This window comes from Dorea sp. AGR2135, assembly GCF_000420885.1.
GTDB classification, from domain to species: Bacteria; Bacillota; Clostridia; order Lachnospirales; family Lachnospiraceae; genus Dorea; species Dorea formicigenerans.
The window spans coordinates 1-26,908 of the sequence record NZ_ATVU01000018.1; the positions used below are offsets into that span (position 1 = coordinate 1).

General features: G+C 49.3%; 24 protein-coding genes and 2 pseudogenes. 24 read left to right on the top strand and 2 right to left on the bottom strand.

Annotation, left to right across the window (positions count from 1 at the left end):
- Positions 1–221, bottom strand: a pseudogene (locus G593_RS18600) (site-specific integrase); the annotation flags it as partial.
- 2 nt (positions 222–223) lie between these two features.
- Positions 224–409 (bottom strand): annotated as a pseudogene (locus tag G593_RS19570) (tyrosine-type recombinase/integrase); the annotation flags it as partial.
- A gap of 256 nt (positions 410–665) precedes the next feature.
- On the opposite strand from G593_RS19570, the gene G593_RS0111595 reads away from it, so the two are divergent.
- The 24 genes from G593_RS0111595 to srtB all read left to right on the top strand — a co-directional run bounded on the left by G593_RS0111595 (position 666) and on the right by srtB (position 26,907).
- Positions 666–1,187, top strand: coding sequence for a DUF5720 family protein (locus tag G593_RS0111595; RefSeq protein WP_029731775.1), 522 nt, complete (start codon positions 666–668; stop codon positions 1,185–1,187).
- Positions 1,188–1,216: 29 nt separating this feature from the next.
- A complete protein-coding gene (locus G593_RS0111600; RefSeq protein ID WP_029731776.1) occupies positions 1,217–2,089 on the top strand; it encodes a DUF6017 domain-containing protein in 873 nt (290 codons plus the stop codon).
- Between the two features lie 77 nt (positions 2,090–2,166).
- Entirely contained in the window at positions 2,167–3,147 is a 981-nt protein-coding gene (locus G593_RS0111605; RefSeq protein ID WP_029731777.1) for a DUF3991 domain-containing protein, read from the top strand.
- Between the two features lie 13 nt (positions 3,148–3,160).
- Entirely contained in the window at positions 3,161–3,385 is a 225-nt protein-coding gene (locus G593_RS0111610) for a hypothetical protein (protein WP_029731778.1), read from the top strand.
- Between the two features lie 32 nt (positions 3,386–3,417).
- Positions 3,418–3,699 (top strand): helix-turn-helix domain-containing protein, encoded by a 282-nt coding sequence (locus G593_RS0111615; protein ID WP_005361060.1) that lies wholly within the window; start codon positions 3,418–3,420, stop codon positions 3,697–3,699.
- 3 nt (positions 3,700–3,702) lie between these two features.
- Positions 3,703–4,473 carry a DUF6674 family protein gene (locus G593_RS0111620; RefSeq protein WP_029731779.1) on the top strand — a complete coding sequence of 257 codons (771 nt, stop codon included), beginning with the start codon at positions 3,703–3,705 and terminating at the stop codon, positions 4,471–4,473.
- Positions 4,474–4,504: 31 nt separating this feature from the next.
- On the top strand, positions 4,505–5,407 hold the full coding sequence (locus G593_RS0111625; RefSeq protein WP_029731780.1) for a hypothetical protein: 903 nt from the start codon (positions 4,505–4,507) through the stop codon (positions 5,405–5,407).
- Positions 5,408–5,533: 126 nt separating this feature from the next.
- On the top strand, positions 5,534–7,462 hold the full coding sequence (locus G593_RS0111630; RefSeq protein WP_242827087.1) for an LPD1 domain-containing protein: 1,929 nt from the start codon (positions 5,534–5,536) through the stop codon (positions 7,460–7,462).
- A gap of 18 nt (positions 7,463–7,480) precedes the next feature.
- On the top strand, positions 7,481–8,311 hold the full coding sequence (locus G593_RS0111635; protein ID WP_029731782.1) for a hypothetical protein: 831 nt from the start codon (positions 7,481–7,483) through the stop codon (positions 8,309–8,311).
- The gene (locus G593_RS0111640) at positions 8,308–8,724 is read left to right on the top strand and encodes a DUF3846 domain-containing protein (protein ID WP_029731783.1); all 417 of its coding nucleotides are present in this window, start codon (positions 8,308–8,310) and stop codon (positions 8,722–8,724) included. Before G593_RS0111635 ends, G593_RS0111640 begins: the two co-directional genes overlap by 4 nt.
- A 17-nt stretch (positions 8,725–8,741) precedes the next feature.
- On the top strand, positions 8,742–9,557 hold the full coding sequence (locus G593_RS0111645) for a hypothetical protein (protein WP_029731784.1): 816 nt from the start codon (positions 8,742–8,744) through the stop codon (positions 9,555–9,557).
- A 45-nt stretch (positions 9,558–9,602) separates the two neighbouring features.
- Positions 9,603–10,079, top strand: a complete 477-nt coding sequence (locus G593_RS0111650) for a PcfB family protein (RefSeq protein ID WP_223385988.1) — start codon at positions 9,603–9,605, stop codon at positions 10,077–10,079.
- Positions 10,076–11,920, top strand: a complete 1,845-nt coding sequence (locus G593_RS0111655; RefSeq protein ID WP_029731786.1) for a VirD4-like conjugal transfer protein, CD1115 family — start codon at positions 10,076–10,078, stop codon at positions 11,918–11,920. The genes G593_RS0111650 and G593_RS0111655 overlap by 4 nt, the downstream gene beginning before the upstream one ends.
- 245 nt (positions 11,921–12,165) lie before the next feature.
- A complete protein-coding gene (locus G593_RS0111660) occupies positions 12,166–12,381 on the top strand; it encodes a Maff2 family mobile element protein (protein ID WP_029731787.1) in 216 nt (71 codons plus the stop codon).
- A gap of 10 nt (positions 12,382–12,391) precedes the next feature.
- Positions 12,392–13,255 (top strand): VirB6/TrbL-like conjugal transfer protein, CD1112 family, encoded by an 864-nt coding sequence (locus tag G593_RS0111665; protein ID WP_029731788.1) that lies wholly within the window; start codon positions 12,392–12,394, stop codon positions 13,253–13,255.
- Between the two features lie 38 nt (positions 13,256–13,293).
- On the top strand, positions 13,294–13,746 hold the full coding sequence (locus G593_RS0111670) for a SpoVG family protein (protein ID WP_029731789.1): 453 nt from the start codon (positions 13,294–13,296) through the stop codon (positions 13,744–13,746).
- Positions 13,746–14,303 (top strand): MT-A70 family methyltransferase, encoded by a 558-nt coding sequence (locus G593_RS0111675; protein WP_029731790.1) that lies wholly within the window; start codon positions 13,746–13,748, stop codon positions 14,301–14,303. Before G593_RS0111670 ends, G593_RS0111675 begins: the two co-directional genes overlap by 1 nt.
- A gap of 2 nt (positions 14,304–14,305) precedes the next feature.
- Positions 14,306–15,046 carry a hypothetical protein gene (locus G593_RS0111680; RefSeq protein WP_217780176.1) on the top strand — a complete coding sequence of 247 codons (741 nt, stop codon included), beginning with the start codon at positions 14,306–14,308 and terminating at the stop codon, positions 15,044–15,046.
- 36 nt (positions 15,047–15,082) lie between these two features.
- Complete coding sequence (locus G593_RS0111685) at positions 15,083–15,517, top strand: PrgI family protein (RefSeq protein WP_005361092.1); 435 nt, start codon at positions 15,083–15,085, stop codon at positions 15,515–15,517.
- A complete protein-coding gene (locus tag G593_RS0111690) occupies positions 15,456–17,891 on the top strand; it encodes a VirB4-like conjugal transfer ATPase, CD1110 family (protein WP_442852374.1) in 2,436 nt (811 codons plus the stop codon). Before G593_RS0111685 ends, G593_RS0111690 begins: the two co-directional genes overlap by 62 nt.
- A gap of 33 nt (positions 17,892–17,924) precedes the next feature.
- On the top strand, positions 17,925–20,600 hold the full coding sequence (locus tag G593_RS0111695) for a CD1108 family mobile element protein (protein ID WP_029731793.1): 2,676 nt from the start codon (positions 17,925–17,927) through the stop codon (positions 20,598–20,600).
- 18 nt (positions 20,601–20,618) lie between these two features.
- Positions 20,619–20,864 (top strand): DUF4315 family protein, encoded by a 246-nt coding sequence (locus G593_RS0111700; protein WP_029731794.1) that lies wholly within the window; start codon positions 20,619–20,621, stop codon positions 20,862–20,864.
- Complete coding sequence (locus G593_RS0111705; RefSeq protein ID WP_029731795.1) at positions 20,854–21,966, top strand: DUF4366 domain-containing protein; 1,113 nt, start codon at positions 20,854–20,856, stop codon at positions 21,964–21,966. The genes G593_RS0111700 and G593_RS0111705 overlap by 11 nt, the downstream gene beginning before the upstream one ends.
- A 39-nt stretch (positions 21,967–22,005) precedes the next feature.
- Positions 22,006–26,907: a class B sortase gene (gene srtB / locus G593_RS0111710; RefSeq protein WP_029731796.1), complete on the top strand. Its 4,902-nt coding sequence runs from the start codon at positions 22,006–22,008 to the stop codon at positions 26,905–26,907.
- The last annotated feature ends 1 nt before the right edge of the window (position 26,908 follow it).

Genomic DNA, 26,908 nt, shown 5'->3' on the forward strand with positions numbered 1-26,908 from the left:
ATTTTTCCATACACAATATAGGTTCCGGTATGTAGCTGTCCGATTACTTCATCACGAAATGCATTAGCTTCTCTTTTGGTTGTGAATCCCGCATGTTGCTGTGTCTTTGTACTTTCGTCTGCAAACGTCAGCAACACACGAAATCCATACCCATTTTTGATTGTTGTCACCGAATAGACCTTATATTCTACATATTTCTTAAAATCAAAGGTCTTATGCATGGCTATCCCTCCGTTCCGTTTTGTTGTGGTACAAACGTATTATTTACAAACGCAATAATCTTATCCTGCTCGTCCATAATCTCACAATAATATTCGTAAGTCGTATGAACGGAACTATGACCTAACAGACCAGATATTTTAAACAATGGAACTCCAAGCTCAATTAAAATGGTCGCAAACATATGCCGTTACGGTATAATAACGACAAACAGAAAAAGCCTTTATTTTCAAGGGGTTTGAGCGTTTGTCGTCTTTTATTCAATTCCTTTTCCAAGTTGAAAATTGACGAAAACTATAAAGAAAAAAGGAGGCTGTTTTATTAACGACAAAATTTAATAGTGCCAGCGGTCCGGCTTTATGTCTGACCGCTGATTGCCGTGGGCGTTTCACTTTTAAGGTGGGCGCCCTTTTTTCATACCTATTTTCAAGAGAAAGGAAATCCCCATGGAATTAAACGAAATGGAAAAAAAGCTGCTCTTTCAGGTTGAGGGCGATTATCAGACAAAGATCCTGAATGAACTTTATATGACCGTGCGGTATTCAAATAATTCCGAGCAACGGGAGGCGGCAGAAGGTCTTATGGCAAAACTTCGTGTTCTGTCAAATGCAGAGTGCATGGACTTGGTAAAAGATATTCAGAAGAATTACCGTCTGCCCTATCCAGCCCGGACGATTGGAGAAAAGATCGCAGAGGCCAGACAGCAATCAGGTGCAGAAAAATTGGAGGGGCATGACATCATGGCGCTTGAACGCTTTGACCCGGAGGTAAGGCACATGATCGTTTTTGATGTATTGTCTTACGATTCCCCTGTTGGCGACAAAGGCGATAAGATGCGCTTGTTCCTTACAGATGCCGGCTATCAGAAATTTTTAGAGAGCCAGGAACGGGGCGAAGTGAAACTGAAAAACCATGCGAAGGTCTCTGGCGGTCATCTCCATTATGACCACAGGGATCATGCCTTGTAACGGAATAGTCGAAGAAAGGAGGCGATACAATGGCAGTATTCCGTGTAGAGAAAACAAAGGACTTTACGATAATGAGCAATCACCATCTGCGCAATACGGAGTTGTCCTTAAAGGCAAAGGGGCTTTTATCACTTATGTTGTCGCTGCCGGAAGATTGGGATTATACCACGAAGGGACTCGCCCATATCTGCAAGGACGGTGTGGATTCTATCACTACTGCCCTGAAGGAACTGGAGCGGCATGGTTATCTCACCAGACAGCGCCTCCGCTATGATAACGGGCAGTTGGGAGACATTGAATATACGATCCATGAGCAGCCTGTAAGTACCGAAAACACAGGGCTTTCACCTAAACGGGAAAATCCAAGACAGGTAAAACCTGAACAGGCAAAACCTAAACAGGAGGAACCTGAACAGGAAAATCCGGCACAATTAAATACTAATCCATTAAAAACAAAAAAATCAAAAAAAGATAAATCAATAACTTATCCATCAATCTATCCGGCAGAGCCGGAAGCGGCGAGCCGCACGGATGGGATGGATCGGATAGAGCTGATAGAAGCCTATCGTGAAATCATCAAAGAAAATATCGAATATGACTTACTGGTCTTACGGTATGGCAGGGAACGTCTGGACGAAGCCCTTGAACTTATGCTTGAAGTGATTTTGTCGAAACGCCCTTACATTCGCATTGCCGGAGATGATTTTCCTAGGGAGATCGTCAAGAGCCGGTTCCTGAAGATCAATTCCGGCCACTTAGAGTATGTCTTTGACTGTATCGACAAGAACACTACGAAGGTCGGAAACATCAAAGCCTACCTGTTGGCGGCGCTGTATAATGCCCCGGCTACAATGGACAGCTATTACCGTGCCGAGGTCAATCACGACCTGTACGGCTGTTAGGCACCTTTGGGTGTCTTTTTTCATTTCATCACAGAAAGGAGGCAAAGCACAATGAAAAGAAACACTGTGCCGGTACTATGCCCGGCGTAACCAAAGAACAGATTCAGGCAGCGCGGGAAGCTGACTTGTTTACTTACCTGCAATTCCATGAACCCGGCGTGCTGAAACGGGATGGACCTAATTTCCGGCATAAGGAGCATGACAGTCTGGTATATGTGACCGGGAAAAGGTACTGGTACTGGAACAGCCGTGGACGGAGTATCAATGCGCTGGACTACCTGATCCAGATTCGGGGATATGGTCTTGTGGATGCGGTTCATGCTCTGGTAGGTGGCGAAATCCGACATACACCGGCTTACCGAAGTACGGCAGAAATACAGGTATCAAAAGAACCGGAAAAGAAAGCATTCTCTCTGCCCTGGGCCAGACGTTGCGCGACCGCTGCGGTCTCCTATTTGCAGAAACGGGGAATCAGCTCAGAAGTCATTCGCCAGTGTTTACAAGCCGGGATTTTTTACGAAGCCCGGTATCATGGAGAACCGGTTTGTGTGTTTGTAGGGAAAGATGATTCCGGGAAAGCGAAGTTTGCCTGTATGCGCAGTATCAGTGGCAATCTCAAAAAGGATGTCTATGGCAGCGACAAAGGATATAACTTTTGTTATCCCCCGCAAAGTCCGGGCAGCCGGCATGTGGCAGTTTTTGAAGCTCCTATTGATGCACTTTCCCATGCAACACTTCAAGAGCTGGAGGGATGGAAATGGAATGGTTATCGCTTGTCTTTGGGAGGTACTTCCCATGTGGCGCTGACTTCTTTCCTGGAACGCCACCCGGAGATCCGGCGTGTTACCCTTTATATGGACCACGACCTTGCCGGATTTGTCAATGCCCGGAAAATCAAGACCATGCTCCACGAAGATAAACGTTTCCGTCATATCCGGGTAAGTGTTAACCCTCCCCGGATGGGAAAAGATTACAATGAGAAATTGCTGCAGGTTCGGGAACAACTGCAAACCAGCCAGCACCAACGCCGCCCAAAAGAGGCGGCTGTTTCAATTTAGGGAGGATTTCAACATGAATGGATCTCAACAGATCTGCTTTACAGACAGCGCCGGAAAAGCATTGTTTTCCATTCCTGACAATGGTTTACTCTGCCTGTTCTATGGAAACGGGGACAGGCACTTTGCTGTTTGCCATCGTCTGGATGACACCCATGCAGAAATTGACGGGGTAAATTATTCGCTGCCGGACTTTGCCAAAAGGATGAAACACAACCAGATCAGCTTTGCTCCGGCATAAGGTTGGCAAACAAATAACAGGAGGATTTGAAAATGAAAAAAATTGAAAATACCGCTTTGCAGATGATTGCCGAGGCTTCCCGGTGTCCAGACTACGGCCCCGATATGGTGAAATCGCTGATGAAAAAGCTGGACATGAACGAAAAGGGCTTTGCGCTTTTGATGAATGTTGCCCCATCCACAGTGCGTCTTTGGACCAGCGGAGCTGCACAGCCCTGCGGCACAGCAAAACGCCTCATGCAGATTTATGAAACCGGTCCGGAGATTGTTGGCAAGATTGCCGGAGGGCAGCTACCGGCAGATGGGAGGGATTGATGAATGACGGAGACAGATAGCCAGCCGATTGCGGAAAATGAGCTGGTCAAAGAGCTGCTTGCCCTCCTAAAAGACAACAATACACCGGGATATGAAGAATTTGCCAGGCTGATCGAGCATGTGACCGGAATGGAGCAGCGTCTTTTGGAGGCAACCGAGGAACTAAAGGCAGTGCGTCAGGAAATGCAGGGATTACAGAACCATTCACTGAAAGACACTCTCCAAAAGAACTGTAAAGCTATGGAGACGAATATTTCCGTTATGCGTCACCGTCTTTCCGAACTCAAAGGCCAGATCATAAACGGGTGCAGGAATATCCTTGCCGATTTCAGGGAACGCGGTACTGTTGCTTTGAATGGGATCACACAGTTTTTACATGTCAGACCAGCGTTGGAATCCATTCAAAATGCAGCAGAAAAAAGTATGCAGGCCAGCAACAGGGCTGTTGCCAGAATTGACGCTTTCAGTACGGAATACCACGAAATGGGGCGGCATCTCAAAAATATGGGCCGTACCCTTCAAGGAAAACCTGCGGAGACAGATGCAAAAGAAAATGGGAAGATTGCCAGAGTGTTCAAAGGTGCTTTCAAAGTGGAGGGCGCCCTTATATCCTCCATTAACCGTAATGCGGAATGGGCGCTTAATACCCTTGCCCGGTTGGAACAGACTGCGGAAAGGCGCCCTTCTGTTTTGGAAGCAATGCGGGAACAGGCAGCAAAAACGGAACCGGCAAAAAAACAGCCGACACCTTCCCATGATAAGGAAAGCCGGTAATTGTCAGGTTCACATGAAAGGAGGAATTTGATTGGATCAGGAACCACTACCGCAGATTTATTTGATCCGCGATACAGACTTATCCGTCTTTGCGTATGAGATCCATATTTTTGCCGGAGATTTTCTTAGGGAATGCGAATTTAATATGCGTTCTCTGGCGACAAATACCGGGGCTGATTCCATTGCCATCATGGGGAAAAATCACATGTGGCTTTCCGACGCCTTGTTTGCTTATTGTTCTACGGCGGACCTTCATCAAATGATCTCAACAACGGAGTTTATCGGAGCGAGGGCTTTCCTGTTTCATACGGACCGCAGAGAGGGCGGTCACTTGTACGGAGATCTCCTGATGATGGATTTAGATACGCTGCGGCAGGATATAAAAAGAAATATCCTCTATCCTTGCGGTGTCAATATCGAACGCAAAGATGGTTCAGCGGCTACGGTCAGCCTGAAAGAATGGACTGAAATGGAGCTTTACGAAAAAGATGCTCTGAAAAGTTGGGGATTTTCTTATGCCCCGAATCAAGTTACGGAATGGCAGTACCACTATTCCGCGATGTTCAGACAGTGGATGGATCAGGCATTTCGTTATATGCCCCAGGATTTAGAAGAACGCCTGAATATGCAATATATGGAGGCAGCCCAGAACCCGGATATGGATAAGTACCGCATACCACAGGGAACGGCAAAGCAGATGCTTCTTTATGACGAAGTCCCTGTGTATCGCCTTCTTCCATCCGGTTCGGAGAAAATTGCGCCCATCGCGGCAATCTCTACGGGCCTGTGGTATGAAAATTACCGGGAGTTTGCCATTGCACCGGAGGATTTAGGCGCTCTGGACAAACTGATCCGCAGGGAAACTGACCGGCTCACAGGAAACCTCCCACAACTTCACAAAAACGAAGAACGCCGCCCTGCCCCGGAGCGATAAGAATTTTACACTGACTGGAGGTGATGAAGATTGGCAGGAGTGCATGAAGATTTCGGCGAAAAGATCGGCGGTGCGAAAAAAGACCTGTGGAAAGACCGCGGGCTGTATGCAGATGATCTGGAAGCCATGAATGAGCGCGAAGCCGAAAAATTTGTGAAAAAAGATAATGTCTGGAAAAAGCCGGACTATGCAGCCATGCTGGAGGAAGGGATTCCTCTTGGCGTGGTCTATTTTATAAAAAAAGCAAGGGACGGCTTAAACGCTTCCCCTCAGTATTACCGCACAGATGACACCCCGGAAAAACGGACTGCGAGACAAAAGGAATATATAAAAACAGTCCGGGAATTGCAGACAGTGCTTTCAGATGTCCGTACTGTGGAGGATGCTGTGAGAGCCTATGACCGCTTTTTCGTTGACAATGGATATTTAGAAAAGGTACAGGGCTGGGGAAGCGGAATCCATTACCGGGTAACGAAAAAGGGACAGGACAATCCCGTGATCACAAACAAATTGTCCAATACCATGCTGATCCGCTCGGCTGAATATTTTGAGCGCAACTTTACTCAGAAAGCAAAAAAGGAACAGTTTTGTGTTTCCAAAGAGCAGAAAATACCGAAAGGTTATGCGATCCACTTCAACGACGGGAAACATACCTATTCTAAAAATGAGGACTGGAAACCCGGTACCTATTATGTGACAAAAGGCTATTCGATCCTGCGGACCAATTTTGAGACCAAAGAAGCTGCCCTGAAATGGGTGCAGGAACTTGCCAAAGGCAGGAACAAAAACGGAAAGATCCGGTTTGTCCCTCCCCAGCTCGCCCATGTCAAACGTACCGGGCCGGATTACCGGAATGGTGTGGAGATCACCGGACAGCATTATCTTGATACATTTGGGTTCCGCGGCGGCGAGTTTGGAAACTGGATGAACCAGAACGACCGTCAGACCTCCCTTAACATGGGATTTGAAGCACTAAAGGATCTGGCGTCAGCCCTTAAGATCAGCGATAAAGATATTGCTTATCAGGGAACGCTTGCTATCGCTTTTGGTGCAAGAGGCAGCGGCAATGCTGCGGCTCATTATGAACCTTTGCGTACAGTCATCAATCTTACGAAAATGCACGGGGCAGGTTCGCTGGCACATGAATGGTGGCATGGACTTGACGATTATCTTGGTACAAAGATGGGCGCAAAAGGGATGCTGTCAGAACAGCCCCGCCTCTATGCGCCGTTCCAAAAACTCATTGACACCATGAAGTATAAACCGGAAACACCGGAACAGGCAGCAAAGCGCACGGAAGCACAAACAGAACGCACCCGGAAAAATGCGGCAAGCTGGCTGGATTCCTCGGTTCTTGCCTCCTTGAAACGGTATGGCAATGAGGAACAGATGGAAACCTACGCAGTCTTGCGGGAAGCATTTTTGTCCGGCGAACCCGGCTCTGTGGAACAGATCAGCGCATTTAAGAAGAATGTTACCGGCCGGGTAATTCCCAAAAGTGAACGGGAACGGCTGGAAATTTTTGAGCGTATGCTTTCCGGGATGCAGGCGCAGGAAGCTCCGCAGATTGGACGGACGGAAACTGATTTTTACCGTAATTCGGTACGCATGGGAAAAGAATGTGAAAAAGACGGCAGTTATTGGGACAGCAACGTGGAAATGACAGCCAGAGCCTTTGCCTGTTATATCAAGGACAAACTGCCCTACACATCGGATTATCTGGCAGGCCATGCCGACTGTGCCCTTACCCTGGTTTCCGGTAAAGATGGAGAAATGGAGGTATTGAAAGCCTTCCCTGTGGGGGAAGAACGCCGTGCGATCAACGCTGTTTTTGACGAGATCATTCAGGATTTGAAACGGGAACAGCTATTGACCCATGCCGATGTAACGCTTCCCCTCCCTGTTTCTGAACTTCGTGAGGCAGCGGACGGTCAGCTATCCATGTTCGGCGTCGGCCGTCCTTCCGTGATGGATCAACTTGCGGCAAACAGACCGGCAGATAAAAAATCACCGGCACAGACGGTTTCCAGAAAAAACCATGAGCCGGAAATATAGCAGGAGGTGAACAGCATTTTGGAAGAAAATAAAGATTACCATGCCTACCGGTATGGCGACCACTTGACGCCGGGATCAGAGCTTAAAATTGAACACAGCGTAGTTTGTGAAAATGTGGACATTTCTACTCTAATCACAATGGGAACAGATAGCCTGGAAGCTATGCGCCAAGGAAGTATCGACGGGGAGCAGAAAGCCTATGAAATCGTGGTGGCTGCCGCAAAACAGTGGGAACAGCAGGCAGCGGCAACACAGACGATCAACCGGGCTTTGGAATATCTTCGCACACCGGAGATCGAACATACCGGCAACCAGTGGAAAGACACCGATAACTGGAGGGCGGATCAGAAAATCAGCAACCGGGTCTATCAGATGACCTGCAGTATTTGGGAAGATACGAAATATGACCGGGAAACCAAACAAAGTGTTCCGATTGCCTGGTATGTGACATGGGAAGTCCGTATTCATTCCCCGAAGCAGGGATATGGAGCAAAGATTGCCGGACAAAACCAGAAACGATATACAGATAAGAACGCAGCCATAAAATACCTGAACGGGCGAAAGAAAGCCTATTCCCATTTATTCACGGAAATTTCCCCGCCAATCCCGAAAGAATATGAGCACCATTTTATGGTTCACGGTACTCTTTTACCTGGCTATACGGTTGAAGGACTGGAACAGGCCAAAACGGAACATGCCGCCGCCGAGGTTTCGGAGGGCGGTATTTTTACACCCGAAAACCGGGAGAAGCCTTCCGTCCTGGGGAAGCTCTCTGTGGCAAAAACTCAGGAAAAAACGCCAACCGCTCCCGGTACGGCAATGAAAAAGAAGGAGGATATACAATTATGAAAGTGTTAATGGTAGAGCCGGGCAAGTCCCCTTATGCTGCGGAGATCGAAAGTGGTCTGAAATCCTTGCAGGCGGCAGTGGGCGGAGATATTCAGGCGGTCTATCCGTATGAGGACCCGGTGGCTCTGATTTGTAATGAAGAAGGCAAGCTGATGGGGCTGCCTCTGAACCGGGCTCTCTTTGACGATGACGGCCACATCTATGATATTGTGTCCGGGAATTTTCTGATCGTTGGTCTTGGCGAGGAAGATTTTACAGACCTTTCCCCGGACCTGATGGAGAAATATGGGGAGCAGTTCAAGTACCCTGAAAAATTTGCAAGGATTGCCGGCGAGATCATTGCAGTCAAGCAGCCTGCAACCAATGAACACCGGGAAAAACCGATGATGCACCATTCCGGCCCGGATTTGTAGAAAGAAAGGAGCCAATTATGTTAATGGCAGTAAATGAACCTTATGCCCTTATGGTGCAGCCGGATGATATTCTGATCTCTCCCCGTGAGGTAGATGAACATTTTGGGACGATGGTATGCTTCCATCCCCGCTATGCGCTGGGCGACCATCACAACTATATGGACAAAGATGACTTCCTGCGGGAAATGTATTTAGATACCGTAGGACATGATGAAGCCGGCATGAAACGCTATGAACGGATGGTAAACATTGTAAGCAGCCGTTTCCGGCATGGACCAAAGACAGAGGAACGGGCAATCGATGAAGCAATGCAGAAAGTAATTTCGGAAAAGTATCTGATGCTCCCCCTCTATCTCTACGACCACTCCGGTCTTGCCATGAGTACAGAAAGTTTCTTAGGCAGGGCTCCTCATGCAGAATGGGACAGCGGACAGGTCGGCTGGATCTATGTTTCCAAAGAAGATGCCCTAAAGGAATTTGACGCTGACAAGATGACCGGTGCTATCCGTCAGAAAGCAGACGCACTGATGCGCAGCGAAGTCGCTGCTTACGATTCCTATCTGCGTGGCGAATGTTATGGGTTTGAGCTTTATAAAAACGGGGAGCTGTCGGATAGCTGCTGGGGCTTTATGGGTAACTTTTCCGATGTGTTGAAAGATATGGCGGAATACCTCCCGGATGAGTGCAAAGGGATGGTCGATCATCTGGAGGAACAGGATCGCCCGGCTACGATCATCAAGACGCTTTTGAAACACGCTAAAATTCAGGTCGCTCAGGCAGCAAAAGCCTTTGAACACGCTTCCCGACAGCAGGTTCTTGGGGAAAGCCGGTAAAAAGTTATTTCCATATTATAAATACCGATTTTATCAGAAAGGAGGATGCTCTTGCAGGAAGATCTCGAACAACGAACGGTTTCTGTTTCTATACAGGCAGCAAAACTGTCAGGGCGGGTACTGCGTGCGGCTATTGCTGCGGTACTCCAAAAGATGGAACAGGAACGCACAATGCCAAAAGTCGGGCGCAACAGCATGAAACGGCTGACTTATAAAGACCCAGGAGCCAATACCATTGAAGTTTCAGGGCGAATCCGCTCTTTTGAACGGTATGCCAGGAAACATCAGGTACGCTACCATATAGAAAAGGAACTTGGGACCGATCCCCCAAAATGGACGGTATATTTCAAGGCAAACCAGGCGGATGCACTGACGGCAGCTTTTAAGGAATATACAAAGAAAGACCTTACACGCAGCACCAGACCGTCGCTGCTTACACAGCTTCATAAGTTCAAAGAACTTGCGCAGTCGCTTGGCCGTGACCGTGTAAAGAACAAAGAACACGGAGGGCCGGAACGATGAAGATCGATGCAGAAACACTGAAAAAACAGGTTATTCTCCATCTTCCGTATCTTCTGTTCCTTCTGGTATTTGCCAAGCTGGGCGAGGCGGTGCGGCTGGCTCCCGGAGCAGACGCTTCCCAAAAGCTGTTAGGACTGTCCGAAGGCTTTGCCCTTGCGTTTCAGAGTATGTGGCCGGGGGCGGCAATGGACTGGCTGATCGGTTTATGCGGTGCAGCCATTATGCGGCTGGCAGTCTATCTTAGAGGGAAAGACGCTAAGAAATACCGCAAAAATGTGGAATACGGTTCAGCCCGTTGGGGAAATAAAGCCGATATTGCCCCGTTTATGGACCCAAAGCCGGAAAACAATATCATTCTTACCCAAAGTGAAGGACTGATGTTAAACGGAAGGCCCAAAAATCCGGCCAATGCAAGAAATAAAAATGTACTGGTAGTCGGAGGATCAGGTTCGGGAAAAACGCGCTTTTTCATCAAGCCCAATCTGATGCAAATGCACAGTTCCTACGTCGTCACCGATCCGAAAGGTACAGTCCTTGTGGAATGCGGAAAGATGTTGCAGCGAGGCACACCAAAGCTGGACAAAGACGGAAAGCCTGTGCGTAATGAAAAAGGAAAGATCATCTATGAGCCCTATAAAATACGGGTATTCAATACGATCAATTTCCAGAAAAGTATGCACTTTAACCCATTCGCCTACATTCATTCCGAGAAAGATATTCTGAAGATCGTCACTACCCTGATCGCCAATACCAAAGGCGAAGGAAAAGCCGGAGACGATTTCTGGGTCAAAGCAGAAACCCTGCTCTATACGGCACTGATCGGATATATCTACTATGAGGCCCCGGCAAACGAGCAGAATTTTGCCACACTGGTAGAAATGCTGAACGCAATGGAGGTCCGTGAGGATGATGAGTCGTTCAAAAATGCCGTTGACCTTCTCTTTGACGCACTGGAACAGAAAGACCCGGATCATTTTGCCCTGCGTCAATATAAGAAATATAAGCTCGCTGCCGGAAAAACAGCGAAGTCGATCCTTATTTCCTGTGCTTCCAGACTGGCTCCTTTTGACATTAAAGAAGTCAGGGAAATTACCATGTATGACGAACTGGATCTGGATATGCTGGGAGATGAACGGACTGCTCTTTTCCTTATTATGAGTGATACGGACGGAACCTTTGCATTTTTGATCAGTCTGATCTATTCCATTTTGTTTAACCGCTTGTGCGAGCGGGCGGATGATGTGTATGGGGGCAGGCTTCCCATCCATGTGCGCTGCCTGATCGATGAGGCGGCAAATATCGGACAGATTCCGAACCTGGAGCGTCTTATGGCGACCATCCGAAGCCGTGAGATCTCTGCCTGCCTTGTGCTGCAGGCGCAAAGCCAGCTCAAAGCCCTGTATAAAGACAACATGGACACCATCATCGGTAACTGTGACGCCTCTCTTTTCTTAGGAGGCAAAGAAGAAACTACCTTAAAAAGCTGGAACTCCCTATTGGGGAAAGAGACTATCGACCTGTATAACACCAGTGTCACAAAGGGCAATCAGGAATCCCACGGACAAAATTTTCAAAAGCTTGGAAAGGATCTGATGTCAGTGGATGAACTGGCGGTCATGGATGGGGGTAAATGTCTGCTGCAGATCAGGGGTGTGCGGCCGTTCCTCTCCCGGAAATACGATATAACCAAACACCCAAATTACAAACTGCTTTCCGATTTTAATGAGAAGAACGCTTTTAATATCGAAAAGTTTCTTTCTACCTGGATGCCGATGCGTCCCGGTGAACGATACCGCAATTATGAAGTCACAGCCGAAGATCTGGCTTCCCAGACTTTATAGAGTTGTTCCTGCCTGTCAAAGCATGATGCCCCGGCAGGCTTTGTTTTTGTCACGATGAAAGGAGGATTTTTTGAGGATTCGTGATTCTCCCTGAAAAGTAAATAACCGCAGGATTCTTCCTGCCCCATGCCGCCGTGCTGTTTGAAACAGATTTTTTTCTAAAAACAGTGCGGCGGCTTTTTTTGTTTCCGGCCTGATACGGCCATATCACAAATTAAAATTTCTGAAATTAAAGGAGGAACTATATGGAATTTTTTGCGAGCGCGATTGATACTTTGAAGATCCTTGTGATCGCCCTGGGCGCAGGTCTGGGCGCATGGGGTGTTGTAAACCTTCTCGAAGGTTACGGAAATGATAACCCAGGTGCAAAATCCCAGGGGATCAAGCAGCTTATGGCAGGCGGAGGTATCGCTCTGGTTGGTGCAACGCTGATCCCGCTGCTTTCCGGCCTGTTCGGTTAAGGGCTGACTTATGGGCAGTCTGTTTGAATGGATAACAGACTGGATTAAAGAGGGCCTGATCGATGCGATTACCGGACAGTACACCAGCATTTTCAACTCCGTCAACAATCAGGTTGCGGATGTGGCAAATCAAGTAGAACAGACCCCGCAGGGCTGGAATGGCGGCGTGTTCTCCATGATCCAAAATCTTTCGGAAACCGTCGTCATTCCCATTGCGGGCATGATCCTGACCTTTGTTCTGGTGTATGAGCTGATCCAGATGATTCTCGAAAAGAACAACATGCACGAATTCGATACATTCAACATCTTCAAGTGGATTTTCAAGACTTTTGTTGCCACTTACCTGCTCACCAACTGTTTTACGATTGTGATGGCGGTCTTTGATGTGGCCCAAAATGTGGTGTCGCAAAGTGCCGGTGTCATAAACGGGAACCTGGATGTGCAGGCGGCGTTGTCTGATCTGGAAACCCAGCTTGAAGCAATGGGAATGTGGGAACTGATTGGACTATGGCTGGAAACCAACATCATCAATCTGTGTATGTGGGTACTGTCCATCGTGATCTTTGTCATTGTATATGGCCGTATGATCGAGATTTATTTAACCGTGAGCCTTGCACCGATCCCGTTTTCCACAATGGCAAACCGGGAATGGGGACAAATGGGAACCGGGTATCTGCGTTCCCTTTTTGCCCTGGGCTTTCAGGGTTTTTTAATCCTGATCTGTGTTGCCATTTACGCAGTGCTGGTCCAGTCTATCCCATCGTCCGGCGACGTGCACGGCGCGATCTGGGGAACGGCGGGTTATACGGTACTGCTGGCCTTTGCCCTGTTTAAGACAGGTTCGTTATCCAAATCCATATTTAATACAAGATAGCATGAACAAAACCAATTCTAAAAAGGAGGATTTCATATATGAGTAAAACCAATACAGAAAAAATGGCGCCGGAGACACAGACGCCGGAAATGGCAAACGGCATGAAGCTGGATGTCCGCGTGCGTCCGATCGCCCCAATGGGAAACCTGCTGGCGTTTGCCAATGTTACGATTGGCGGATGCTTTAAGATTGAAGGTTTCCGTATCTGTTCCAGTGAAAAGGGGCTGTATGTCAATATGCCCGCAACCCAGGATAAGGGAGGCAACTGGAAAGATGTCTGCTGGCCGGTTACGGCAGAGTTCCGCAAGCAGCTCAACGATGCCCTGATCGATGGGTACGGGCAGGCTATTGAAAATTTGCAGGCAACTCTTGAAGCGACAAAGGGAGCTGCGGAAAAGCCTTCCCTGACCAGTGCATTGAAAGAAAATGCCGGTAAGGTCAAAGATCAGCCGACCAAACCTGCCCCATCTAAGAATGAGCAGGCTCGCTAATGCCGGAAACGAAACAGTATGGCATTATCTATGCCGATCCGCCCTGGCGCTATGACAGGAAACATGGAAGCGGCGTTGCGGAAAACCATTACCCCACGATGAGCATTGAAGAAATCTGTGCCCTGCCGGTATCGGAGCTTGCCGCAAAAGACAGCGCCCTTTTTCTGTGGGCGACCTTCCCGCAGCTCAATGAAGCCTTCCGGGTGATCGATGCCTGGGGATTCAAATATAAAACGCTGGCTTTTCTATGGCTCAAACAGAACCGAAAAGCGGATAGCTGGTTTTATGGCATGGGCTTTTGGACCCGATCCAATGCGGAGGTCTGCCTGCTGGCAACCAGAGGCCGACCGAAACGCCAGTGTGCGGGAATCCATCAGTTTGTGATCTCCCATATTGAGCAGCACAGCAAGAAACCGGACGAGGTGCGGGATAAGATCGTAAAACTCATGGGCGATCAGCCCAGAGTGGAACTGTTTGCAAGACAAAAGACACCCGGCTGGGATGTATGGGGCAATGAAGTGAACTGTACGCTGACTATGCCGGAGCGAAAGGGGTGATTTTGATAGAACAAGATGCAAAGCGGCTGCTTATGGAACGGTTGGACGAGTGTTTGAAGGTTCATGCGGATATGCTGGATGCACAGAACATCGGCAGTATTTACGAGTTACAGGGACTTTCGGAACTCCACTATTATCTGAAGGTTGAGCATGTATTTACTCCGGCGGAAGTAGAGGCGCTTCTTTCTTTTCAGGACCCGTTGGATGTAGCCCGATGGTGCTGGGAAGAAAATAACCATGAACACAGTTTCCCGATCTGCGATCTTCTCAAAGAAATTGATGCAGAGCAAAAATTTGAACATTTCACAAGCGAACCTTCCGCACAGGACAAATATACGCTCCTGATGAAACGGCTGGGACAGAATTACTTTGCTTACAGGGAAAGCCTTATGTCAAGAGATAAGGAATCCTTAATTGAAAAAGCTGCTGAAATTACAGCCATGCAGGAGGCGTATTCCTATCTGACAACAAAGTTTGAGTTCAGGGATGAAATGCTGGATGATGTGCTGGCGCTTGAGAATCCTTTGAAATACTTTGCAGACCGTTGGCTTATGCCGGTTTCAGATGTGTTCGACGTGGATATGGATATTCGGGAAAATATTGCCGGAATCCGAGACAGCCAGGAATACCTGTGTCAGAGAGAGCCGGCTGTTTCTGTCCTGGCACGGCTGCAAAATGCGGCTCAGGAAGTGCGGGAATGTCCGGCTGCGGAGAAACCGGTACGCGATTTCGGTGCACGGTAATGGGCCGGAAATTATATTACGATGGGAGGTGTATAGATGCCTTATGTACCTGTACCAAAGGATTTAACCAAAGTTAAGACTAAGCTGGCCTTCAATCTGACGAAGCGCCAGCTTATTTGTTTCAGCCTTGCCGGGCTTGTCGGCCTTCCGGTGTATTTCTTTACCCGCGGGGCGATCGGCAATTCGGCGGCTGTACTTTTGATGATCGGGCTGATGATGCCCTTTTTCTTCTTCGCCATGTATGAGCGTGACGGGCAGCCGGCAGAAAAGATCTTGAAGAACCGGCTCCGTTATAAGCTCTGGCCGAAGGACCGTCCATACAGGACGGATAACCTGTATAAATCTATGTCAAAGAAGGAGGTTACAAAGATTGCCAAAAAACAAGCAGCAGGAAGCTCAGGAAAAGCGTCTGCAAAAAAATATCAGGCAGGCCAAAAAGACCAGAGCCGATGCAAAGCAGGGCAAAACTAAGTCTGCCCGTTCCAAGCCGTCTAAAAAAGGCGGCTTTTTTGCCGGGCTGAAAGCAGATGCCCCGCAGACGGTCCAGCAGAGCATTCCCTACCGTGAAATGTACCGGGATGGAATCTGCCGGCTGACCGATACCCTTTACACCAAAACGGTACAGTTTTTTGATATTAACTATCAGCTTGCACAGGCAGATGATAAAGCACAGATCTTCGAGGGTTACTGCGATTTCTTAAATTACTTCGATGCCTCGATCCATGTGCAGCTTACCTTTATCAACCAGCGGGCCAATATGCAGGATTTTACCAGAAGCATTGACATCCCTCCCCGCGGCGACGAGTATGACGGAATCCGCAAGGAATACGGGGATATGTTAAAGAACCAGTTGCAGAAAGGAAATAACGGTCTCACCAAACGCAAATACATTACCTTTGGGATCGAGGCAGATGACCTGCGTACTGCGAAAATGCGTCTGGAACGCATTGAAACGGATGTGCTGGCAAATTTCAAGACCCTTGGAGTCCAGGCAAGATCCTTAAACGGACTGGAACGTCTGGAGCTTCTTCACAGCCAGCTTCACCCGGACGGTCAGGAAAAGTTTCATTTCCAGTGGTCGGATCTGCCTAAGACCGGTCTTTCTACCAAAGACTTCATTTCCCCATCCGGGCTGTCTTTTTCAAAGGATGGAAAGACATTCCGGGTAGGCGACCATTCCGGTGCTGTCTCCTTTTTGCAGATTTTGGCGCCGGAGCTTACTGACCGGCTTTTAGCGGATCTTCTTGACTTAAACGACGCCGTGACCGTCAACCTGCATATCCAGTCTATCGACCAGGCACAGGCGATCCGAAACATCAAGCGTAAAATGTCGGACCTGCAGAAAATGACCATTGAGGAACAAAAGAAAGCGGTCCGATCCGGGTATGATATGGACATCATTCCCACCGACCTTGCCACCTATGGAGAGGAAGCCAAAAATCTTTTGCAGGATTTACAGAGCCGCAATGAGCGCATGTTCCTTGTGACGGTACTGGTGGAAAATATCGCAGCCAAACGCCAAAAGCTGTTCAATGATATTTTTGCCGCTTCGGGTGTGGCACAGAAATACAACTGTGCCTTAAAACGGCTGGATTACCAGCAGGAACAGGGGCTTATGTCCTCGCTTGCTCTTGGTACGAACCAGATTGAAATTGAGCGCGGGCTTACGACCAGCAGCACAGCGATCTTTGTACCGTTTACCACTTGTGAACTGTTTCAGGAGGGCGAGGCGTTGTATTACGGCCTGAACGCCCTTTCCAATAACCTGATTATGGCGAACAGAAAAACTCTGAAAAACCCCAATGGGCTGTTTCTCGGTACCCCAGGAAGCGGTAAATCTTTCTCTGCCAAGCGTGAGATCGTCAATGTGTTCCTTCTGACGGAGGACGACATCATTATCGCTGACCCGGAAAATGAGTATGGGCCGCTGGTACAGCAGTTCGGTTCCCAGGGGCAGGTCATTGATATTTCCCCTACTTCCACGAACTACATCAACCCGATGGACATCAATCTGGACTATTCCGATGATGAAAACCCGATCACTTTGAAAAGTGATTTTATCCTGTCGCTGTGTGACCTTATCATCGGCGGCAAAGAAGGGCTTTCCCCTATTGAAAGGACGATTATTGATCGTTGTACCAGACTGGTGTACCGGGAATACCTGCAGGACCCGTGCCCGGACAATATGCCGATCTTAGGCGATCTTTACGAGCTGCTTTTGAAACAGTCTGAACCGGAGGCACAGAATATCGCAACTGCGCTGGAAATCTATGTCAATGGTTCCCTTAACGTGTTCAACCACCGTTCCAATATCCAAATGGATCAACACCGGGTACTGTGTTTCCAGCTTAAATCACTGGGAAAAGCCTTAAAGGAAATCGGGCTTTTGATCATGCAGGATGCGGTGTGGAACCGTGTCACGGCCAACCGTTCCAAACATAAAACAACCTGGTTCTATATCGACGAATTCCACCTTCTTTTGAAAGGGCAGACAGGAAGTTTCAGCGTGGAGATCTGGAAACGCTTCCGTAAATGGGGCGGAATCCCATCAGGTTTAACGCAGAACGTCAAGGACCTTCTGGCTTCCCGTGAGATCGAGAACATTTTTGAGAACTCAGACTTTATCTATATGCTCAACCAGGCCCAGGGAGACCGTCAGATTTTGGCAAAGCAGTTGGGAATTTCCCCGCACCAGCTTTCCTATGTGACCCATTCCGGTCCCGGCGAGGGGCTTTTGTTCTTTGGAAATGTGATCATCCCCTTTGTGGACCACTTCCCGAAGGACACACTGTTGTACAGCGTGCTTACCACAAGACCGGATGAAGTAGCGGGGACCAAAGCGTGAGACAAAAATTAAAATGGATCGGAGGTGAGAACAATGGCACACGACAGGGAATTTCAAAGGAAGCGCAAAGATACACGGATGCCGGCGCGTGATTCCCACGGGGAGGATCAACCGGCAGCCAGGCAGACCGAACAGGATTTTGACCTGCGCAGGGCACGGGACACCCCTTCTTCTGTCACCGGCAAAACCCACAGGCAGGACATTCCTGTACAGACGGAGTTTTCCCAGCTATCACCGGAAACACCGGCGTCCTTGTTGGAACAGGGCGAGGCTTATGCAACCGCTTTGGATGTTTCAGATCGCTTTGAGATACCGGATGCTGCCGGAACAGAGTCCCCGACACAGGACAACGGACGAAGCAATTTCCGGCAGGAGGTTTCCAGGCGTTCTCTTGTAACAGAGGATGTGACAGACCATGATACCGGACAATATACACCTTCTTCCGAAGGATCAGCCCCACCGAGCGGCACAGACAGATCCGGTCAGGAACATCGTTATCGGACACATCAGCATGGGAACAAATATCAGCAGCGTTTTCAGGAAGCGGCACAGGCGGAGGAACAGGCAGCACAAAAGGAAAAGAGTGTGGATAGCGAACCGCCGAAAACGTCCAAGCTGGAATTTACTGCGGATGAACTGCCGCCGGAGGCAAAGGATAAAAAGCTCACCCATGCAAGACGGAAGGCGGAACGGACTGCACAAAAAGCAGAGCAGGCGCAAAATCGTCTGCCGGCCCGGAAGAAACTGCGCATGGAGACGGTTTCCGACCCGGAGACCGGAAAAGCCAAAAAACACTTAAAATTTGAAAAGGAGGTTAAATCCCAAAAGGCCCATGTAAAAGGACCTGTACCCCTGCGTCCGGTCAAGGCGGGCGCCAATACTGCTATTGGGTACGCCCATAAAAAGATTTATGAGGCAGAGGATGAAAATGTGGGGATCAAGGCAGCCCACCGTTCTGAACTTGTAGGCGAGGCGGGACTTCGCACGGCATATTACCGGCATAAAACTGCCCCCTACCGAAAGGCAGCGAAATTACAGCAAAAATCAGCAAAGGCAAACGCAAGACTTGCTTACCGGCAGGCTCTTAGCGACCACCCGGAGCTGAAGAAACATGCGATTGCCCGGATATGGCAGAAACAAAAACTGAAAAGGCAGTATGCCAAGGCTGCCCGTGAAGCCGGGAAACAGGCAAAAAATGCTGCAGTCGCAACAGAGAGGGTCAGCGTCGGTATTGTCCATGCGGTCAAACGGCACCCTGTGATCTGCCTTGTCCTCCTGCTTCTCCTTTTGGTAATTTTCCTGATCATGTCCCTGTTTTCCACGTTCTCCAATATCGGAACCGGTGGTCTTGGAAGTCTGGCTGCTTCTACCTATCTTGCAGACGATCAGGACATCAATCAGGCGGACCTTACCTATACCGAGTGGGAAACAGATCTGCAAATGGAAATAGACCGGGTGGAATCAGACCGCCCCGGCTATGACGAATACCGGTATAACCTGGGTGCGATCGAGCATGACCCGTATGTGCTGATGGGGTATCTGACTTCTGCTTATCAGGGATTTACTTACGATGAAGTGGAAAGCGTGCTGCGGCAGCTTTTCCAGGAACAATATACCCTGTCCTTTTCAGAAGAAACCGAGATCCGTTACCGCACCGAAACTTCCGTTGACCCGGAAACCGGAGAAGAAACCCAGGAGGAAGTGCCTTATGAATGGCGCATCTTAAATGTCAAGCTCACGGTCACACCTTTGGAAAACCTGGTCGTTTCCCGGATGAACGCAGACCAGAAAGAGATCTGCGAGATCCTGCTGCAGACAAAAGGAAACCGCCAGTATGTCAAAAATGTCTTTGGCACCAACTGGCTCCCTTATGTGACCAGTTATTATGGTTACCGGGTACATCCCATCAGCGGGGAAAAGAACTATCACACCGGTGTGGACATCGGGATGCCGGAGGGCACAGAGATCCTTGCCGGGCATGACGGAACGGTCACCCTTGCGGGAAATGCCGGCGGTTATGGCTTATGTGTTGCTATTGAAGGCGAGGCATACGAAGGACATACCCTGACGACCAAATACGGGCACTGTTCCCAGATCCTTGTTTCTGCCGGGCAGGAGGTCAAAGCCGGGGATGTGATCGCAAAGGTTGGGAATACCGGAAATTCCACCGGTCCCCACTTGCACTTAGAGGTCCTGGTTGACGGTCAGTATTTGAATCCCCTGTATTTTGCTGATACCGGCGATACCAGCGAACGGCACCTGCCGGAAGTTGGTTCAGGTGGCACAGGAAACTACTTCGATTATGACATTCCACCGGAAGCCCTTGCAGATGAACAGTTTGCCGCAATGATGACCGAGGCGGAAAAATATCTTGGCTATCCGTATGTATGGGGAGGCGCAAGCCCTTCCACTTCCTTTGACTGTTCCGGCTATGTGTCCTGGGTGATCAACAACTGCGGCGTCGGCTGGAATTTCGGAAGGCTGACTGCGGACGGTCTTTTAGGTGTATGTACGCCGGTATCAAGCGCAGATGCAAAACCGGGCGACCTGATCTTCTTCCAGGGGACCTACAATACCAGCGGCGCAAGCCATGTAGGGATCTATGTAGGAAATGGAATGATGATCCACTGCGGAGACCCGATCTCTTATGCCAACATCAATACAAGCTACTGGCAGCAGCATTTTTATACATTTGGGCGTCTGCCTTAACAGATTGGAGGTAATAAATTGAATCTTAAAATTGAAAAACTGGAAAAGGAAATTGAAAAGACCAAAACAAAGATTGCGGAAATGCAGGCAAAGCTCCATAAGCTGGAGGAACAGAAAACGGAGCTGGAAAATACCGATTATGTGGCGGTGGCGCGCAGTTTCAAACTGACACCCCAGCAGCTTGCGGATTTTTTGAAATCACAGCAGGCGGCCCCTTCGGAAACTGTTTTACCGCAGGAGAAGGAGGATGTGCATGAGGCTTAAAAAACTTTCCCTGCTGCTGGCGCTTACGCTTCTTGTAAGTGTCAGCGCATTACCTGTAACGGCTCATGCCGGCGGTTCCAAAGACACCACACCGCCAACGCTGACTGCTTCCCTGGAGGGCGATGCCCTGAAAATAGAAAGCAGTGACGATCTATCCGGCGTGGAGGCGGTCTTTGTTGATGAAAACCGTATCAACTCCCTCACCGATGGGAAAGCGTCGGTTGCACTGAAAGATTATGCAGGAACAGAAAAACAGGTAAGCATATACGCAAAGGATTATGCAGGAAACCGTTCTGATGCGGTAAAGCTGGATAATCCGTATTACAAAGAACCGGCTCCTGAAAAGAAACCTGCTGCGGCAGCACCTCAGAGTCCGTCCGGTACACAGACAAAACCGCCTAAGGAAGAAAAACCTTCCGGCTCAAACGCTGCAACTCCTTCCGGCGGCGGAAATTCTTCCGGTTCAGATAACAGTACCGGACAGCAGGAAAATACTTCTGCGGTCCCTGAAGGTGCATTTACCCCGGAAGGCACCGGAACGGTACAGGACAATATCAGCGGTACAGACGGGGAAAAACAGTTTTACACCATCACTACGGACGCGGGCAATGTTTTTTATCTGGTGATCGACGGGAAACGGGAAGATAACAATGTCTACTTCTTAAACGGCGTCACAGAGTCCGACCTGATGGCGCTTGCAGAAAAGAACAATGGCAGCATGAGCATGATTCCCCAGGAAGAAAGTTGCAGCTGCACAGAAAAATGTGAGGCTGGAAAGGTCAATACCGGCTGTCCGGTCTGCAAAAATGACTTAAATGGCTGCAAAGGAAAAGAAAAGCCGGCGGAAACTGAAAAACCGGCAGAACCGGAAAAGCCGAAGAAAGAAACCGGCAGCGTCGGCACGATCCTGTTTATCCTTGCTGCCTTACTTGCGGTCGGCGGGATCGGTTACTATGTAAAAATCGTGCGTCCGAAACAGCAGGCCGAGGACGATGCGGAATTTGAGGATGACGGTTATGGCGAAGGCTTTGACCCGGATGAGGCATACGGGGAGCCGGAATATCTTTCCGAGGATGATTTTGACGACAAGGACAGCAAATAAGGCTGTCCTTTTAGATTTTATGAAAGTGAGGATTTTTTCATGGAACATATCATAACCAGGCGCCGCGGCTTTCGCAAGCTGTTGGCGTTTTTGCTTTGTATGGCAAGCATTTTGGGGCTTCTTCCGGCTCAGGCTTTTGCCATGTCTGTCGGACAGACGGCAAGCTCCTGGCTGGGCGATCAGTATGTAGGCTCTGATGGGAACCACTACCGCGCCCCAGCGCCTTACACCTATCTTGCCTACCATGCAGACGGAACCATCGACGTACACACCAGTTCCGGGGGCAATGCTTACCGGCATTATATGCTGACGGATTCTGACGGGATCAGCCATCAGGTTTACTGTGTGGAGAGCGGGATTCCTTACCATACTTCGGAAAACACCTATGTTTCGGAAAGCGGAACCAACAGCCAATACCTGAACCTGCTTCCTGCCGAGGCAAGGAGGGGGATCACCCTGACTGCGATCTATGGCTGGAAACCCGGTGCGGCGCTCCCTGTTTCCGGGATCAACGAGGACGACTATAAGATGGCGACCCAGATCATCCTCTGGGAATACCAGCAGCAGCTTAGAAGCGATCCGTACAGCCGCCACGGAAACGGCCACGCAGACGCCGACCAGTATTTTAGCGTGATCGCCGGACGACCGGCAGAAAAAGCCTATGACTGGATTCTGGCACAGGTTGCTTCCCATTCCACAGTCCCTTCCTTTACTTCTTCTAAGAAAAGCGAAGCACCGGAACTGGAACTGAAATGGGATGTAGAAAAAAAGATCTATACCCTGACGGTCACAGATACCAACAACTTGAAGATCGACCTGGAGGCTTTGAAAGGCAGCGGCGTTTCTGTGACAAGAAACGGAAATGAATACACCTTTACCAGCAGGCAGATGATGATGGACCCGGTGCTGTTTGAATTCCGAAAGAATATCCCGGTGGCAAACGACATGCTGATCTGGGGCAGACCCGGCTACCAGACCATGATGACCGGCGCCAGCGATCCGGTTTCCTTCTTTGTAAAAATCAAAACGGAAACTTACGGTACCGCAAAACTTGTCAAGACCAGTGAGGACGGCATTGTTTCCGGTATCACCTTCCATATCTCCGGTACGGACATTTTGGGAAATGAAGTCAATGAGGAAGTTACGACCGGAGAAAACGGCCAGATTGAAAAGAAGCTCCTGCCGGGAACCTATCTGGTAAAAGAACTTCCGGTGGACCGCTATGTGACCCCTTCCGCACAGTACGTGACCATTGAAAGCGGGCAGACTTCTTCGGTACATTTCAGCAATATTCTGAAGAAGTTCCGTGTCCATGTGGTAAAGAGTGATGCTGACACCGGAAATGCCCAGGGGGATGCTACTCTTGCAGGGGCGACCTATGGGATCTTCCGTGATGGCGAACTGATCGACACTTATACTACCGGGCCGGATGGCAGCTTTATGACCCGCTATTATGTATGCGGGGATGGCTGGACGATCCGGGAAATCGAACCGAGCACCGGGTATCTTCTGAATGAAACCATTTATGAAGTGGGTGCATCCCCTTCCCTGTATGAAGTGGAACTCAATACCACAGAAAATCAGGTGACGGAAACGGTTATTTACGGAAATATCCAGCTTGTCAAGCACACCGATGACCTGGACCCGGATGTGCCTGAGGGCGAAAATACCGACGATCCCAATGCTGGTATCATCGAACGCCCGGAAGCAGGCGCAGTCTTTGAAGTTTACTTAAAGGCAGCCGGAAGCTATGACGCAGCAAAGGAAAGTGAACGTGACCTTCTTACCACGGATGCGGATGGTTTTGCTTCCAGTAAACCGCTTCCTTATGGGCATTATACGGTCCATCAGATCGCAGGCGAGGAAGGCAAAGCCTTTGTCCCGGACTTTACGGTATTTATTTCCTCTGACGGAAAGACTTATAGCTACATTCTGAACAACCGCACCATCACAGCCCGTCTGAAAGTTGAAAAATGTGACGCAGAGACCGGAAAGATTATCCCTGTGACCGGAACCGGTTTTCAGATCAAGGATCTTTCCACCGGGGAATTTATCACCCAGACAGTCTACTATCCGAACCCGGAAACACTGGATACCTTCTATGTTTCTGACGAGGGCTGGCTGATGCTGCCGGAGCCTTTGGCCGCCGGGGATTATGAACTTTATGAGGTGGCTGCCCCTTATGGCTATGTGCTTTCCGATCAGCCGGTACCGTTTACCATTGACGGCAGCGAGGCGGTTGTGACGGTCACTCAGTACAATATGCCGCAGAAAGGCCAGCTTACCATCACAAAGACCGGAGAAGTATTTGCTTCTGTCCAGGAAAACGACGGACTGTACCAGCCGGTGTATGAGGTTGCCGGACTTCCCGGAGCGGTCTATGACGTGATCGCAGATGAAGATATTTATACCGGTGACGGTACCTTGCGGGCAGAAAAAGATACGGTTGTGGAAACCCTTACGACCGGCGAGGACGGCTCAGCGAAAAGCGGGCTTCTCTATCTTGGCCGTTACCGTCTGGAGGAACGTCAGGCTCCTTCCGGTTGTGTGCTGAATCCTCAACCGGAATATGTGGAACTGACCTATGCGGGTGAGACCGTGGAGGTCACACAGGCAGCAACAGGTCTTTATGACGAACGACAGAAAGTAGATGTCACACTTTTCAAGGCAATGGAGACCGACGACCTGTTCGGTCTTGGCATGAACGAGGAATATAAGGATATTTCCTTTGGACTTTATGCTTCCGCAGACCTGACGGCGGCAGATGGCAGCGTGATCCCGGCAGATGGACTTCTGGAAGTGGTCTCTGTTTCGTCTGATGAATCCGGCGGTTACAGCGCTTCCTTCGCCTCCGACCTGCCTTTTGGCAGCTATTATGTCAAGGAACGCACGACCAACGGCGCCTATATCCTTTCGGATCAGAAATATCCGGTCGTCTTTGAATACGCCGGACAGGAAACCGCACTGGTACAGATCCTTGTCAATGAAGGCGAGGCTGTTTCCAATGAACTTCTCCGCGGACGTGTAGACGGTGTAAAAGTTGGGGAAAACCCGGAAGGCGGCGAAGATGTCACACTGGCCGGTGCGCTCATGGGACTGTTTAGACCTGATACAGAAGAATTTACCGAAGAAAATGCACTGCTTACTGCTGTTACCGGAAAAGACGGCAGTTTTTCCTTTGAGAACATTCCTTACGGACACTGGATCGTCAAAGAGATCTCTGCCCCTGACCTTTATACAGTAAGCCCGCAGCAGCACCATGTATATATCGGTGCAGACGGACAGCATATCGAGATCCGTGTGGAAAACACCCTGATCCGCGGCAGCGTGCAGGTGACCAAAACCGAAGCTGTGGAAGAACCGTCCCCTGTGGAAAAGGAGGATAAGAAAGACAAGAATTCTTTCCTGCGCTTCTTGCCCGGTGCAGTGTTCGACCTGTATGCAGATTCCAACGCCAACCAGGAATATGATCCTGACGATCAAAAGATCGGTACGCTGAAAGAAACCGATGCAGGCTATCATACGGCGGAAAACCTTCTGGCTGGCGGCTACTTTATCAAAGAAAGCAAAGCGCCGGAGGGCTATCAGCCTGACCCTAACGCTTACTATTTCTCCATCACAGAAGATGGACAGATCGCAGTTGTGGAAAATGGAGAAGCCGGGCACGGATTTACCAATGAGGCTTACCGTGGCAACTTAAAGATCACAAAGGATTCCAGCGACGGGCGCAAAGATGGTTTTGCCATCGAGGTCAAGAGCGCGGACGGCTCCTACTGCGAGACATTCACCACTCCAAAATCCGGTGTAATTGAAGTAAAGGGCCTTCGTGTCGGTATTTATACCGTAACAGAAGTTGCAAACCGGGCAAGCAAGGATTACATCATCCCTGATGCCGCTACGGTGGAGATCAAAGCTGACCAGACATCTACGGTCCAGTTCTTTAATGAAAAACCGGAAAAGCCGGGGAAGCCGGAAAAACCTTCTGTTCCGTCCAATCCTTCCACCCCTCAAAAGCCGGTACCGCAGACCGGGGATGATCCGTATATTTTCCTATATGGCGGACTGTTGGCAGCCGCACTGATCGGCGGCAGCGTATTTGCTGTGTATTATTTCAAAAAGGGAAAATACAGCAGGACTTCCCCGAAAAGAACGGCTGTCGGGGCTTCTGTCCTTTCACTCTGCACTCTGGTGGCTTTTGGCAGTGGATTTTTAGTGTTCCGTGACCTGAACCAGTATGCAGAGAGTAAAGACGCCTATCGGAATCTTGCCGGATATGTAGAAGTACCGGAGCAGACAGACTCCCCGGAACAGGCAACCTATCCGACAGAAACAAAACAGGACGATGCCGATATTGTCCTGCCTTCGGTAGACTTTGAAGCGCTCCGTGAAAATGGACCGGACATCATCGGATGGCTTTCCCTTCCTGATACGGTGCTCAATTATCCGGTGACGCAGACTGACAACAACGAGTATTACCTGAACCATCTTTATGACGGGACCTATAACAAGGTTGGCTGCCTGTTTGCCGATTATGAAAACCAGGCAGATTTTTCAGACCGCAATACGATTGTCTACGGCCATAATATGCGGGATGGTTCCATGTTTGCCCTGCTGAACCGGTACGATGAACAAAGTTACTTTGATACCCACAGGCAGATGTATCTCGTTACTCCGAAGGGTGGTTATGTCATGGAGATCTTTGCGGCGTTTGCAGCAAAGCCGGAAGAATCCGGCAGTGAAACTTCTCCCTGGCAGCTTTCCTGGAAGGATGACGGTGCTTATACTACCTGGCTTACAGCTATGAAGGAACGTTCCGCGGTGGAAAGTGATGTGACTGTGACCTGCAGCGATAAGGTACTGACCCTTTCTACCTGTACGCCGGGCGGCACAGGACGCTTCCTTGTCATGGGAAAACTCGTGAAAGTAGATAACGAAATATAGA

Coding starts and splice junctions, on each gene's coding strand:
- G593_RS0111595 (WP_029731775.1), top strand. CDS start 666: ATGGAATTAAACGAAATGGAAAAAAAGCTGCTCTTTCAGGTTGAGGGC.
- G593_RS0111600 (WP_029731776.1), top strand. CDS start 1,217: ATGGCAGTATTCCGTGTAGAGAAAACAAAGGACTTTACGATAATGAGC.
- G593_RS0111605 (WP_029731777.1), top strand. CDS start 2,167: ATGCCCGGCGTAACCAAAGAACAGATTCAGGCAGCGCGGGAAGCTGAC.
- G593_RS0111610 (WP_029731778.1), top strand. CDS start 3,161: ATGAATGGATCTCAACAGATCTGCTTTACAGACAGCGCCGGAAAAGCA.
- G593_RS0111615 (WP_005361060.1), top strand. CDS start 3,418: ATGAAAAAAATTGAAAATACCGCTTTGCAGATGATTGCCGAGGCTTCC.
- G593_RS0111620 (WP_029731779.1), top strand. CDS start 3,703: ATGACGGAGACAGATAGCCAGCCGATTGCGGAAAATGAGCTGGTCAAA.
- G593_RS0111630 (WP_242827087.1), top strand. CDS start 5,534: ATGAATGAGCGCGAAGCCGAAAAATTTGTGAAAAAAGATAATGTCTGG.
- G593_RS0111640 (WP_029731783.1), top strand. CDS start 8,308: ATGAAAGTGTTAATGGTAGAGCCGGGCAAGTCCCCTTATGCTGCGGAG.
- G593_RS0111645 (WP_029731784.1), top strand. CDS start 8,742: ATGTTAATGGCAGTAAATGAACCTTATGCCCTTATGGTGCAGCCGGAT.
- G593_RS0111650 (WP_223385988.1), top strand. CDS start 9,603: ATGCTCTTGCAGGAAGATCTCGAACAACGAACGGTTTCTGTTTCTATA.
- G593_RS0111655 (WP_029731786.1), top strand. CDS start 10,076: ATGAAGATCGATGCAGAAACACTGAAAAAACAGGTTATTCTCCATCTT.
- G593_RS0111660 (WP_029731787.1), top strand. CDS start 12,166: ATGGAATTTTTTGCGAGCGCGATTGATACTTTGAAGATCCTTGTGATC.
- G593_RS0111665 (WP_029731788.1), top strand. CDS start 12,392: ATGGGCAGTCTGTTTGAATGGATAACAGACTGGATTAAAGAGGGCCTG.
- G593_RS0111670 (WP_029731789.1), top strand. CDS start 13,294: ATGAGTAAAACCAATACAGAAAAAATGGCGCCGGAGACACAGACGCCG.
- G593_RS0111675 (WP_029731790.1), top strand. CDS start 13,746: ATGCCGGAAACGAAACAGTATGGCATTATCTATGCCGATCCGCCCTGG.
- G593_RS0111685 (WP_005361092.1), top strand. CDS start 15,083: ATGCCTTATGTACCTGTACCAAAGGATTTAACCAAAGTTAAGACTAAG.
- G593_RS0111695 (WP_029731793.1), top strand. CDS start 17,925: ATGGCACACGACAGGGAATTTCAAAGGAAGCGCAAAGATACACGGATG.
- G593_RS0111705 (WP_029731795.1), top strand. CDS start 20,854: ATGAGGCTTAAAAAACTTTCCCTGCTGCTGGCGCTTACGCTTCTTGTA.
- srtB (WP_029731796.1), top strand. CDS start 22,006: ATGGAACATATCATAACCAGGCGCCGCGGCTTTCGCAAGCTGTTGGCG.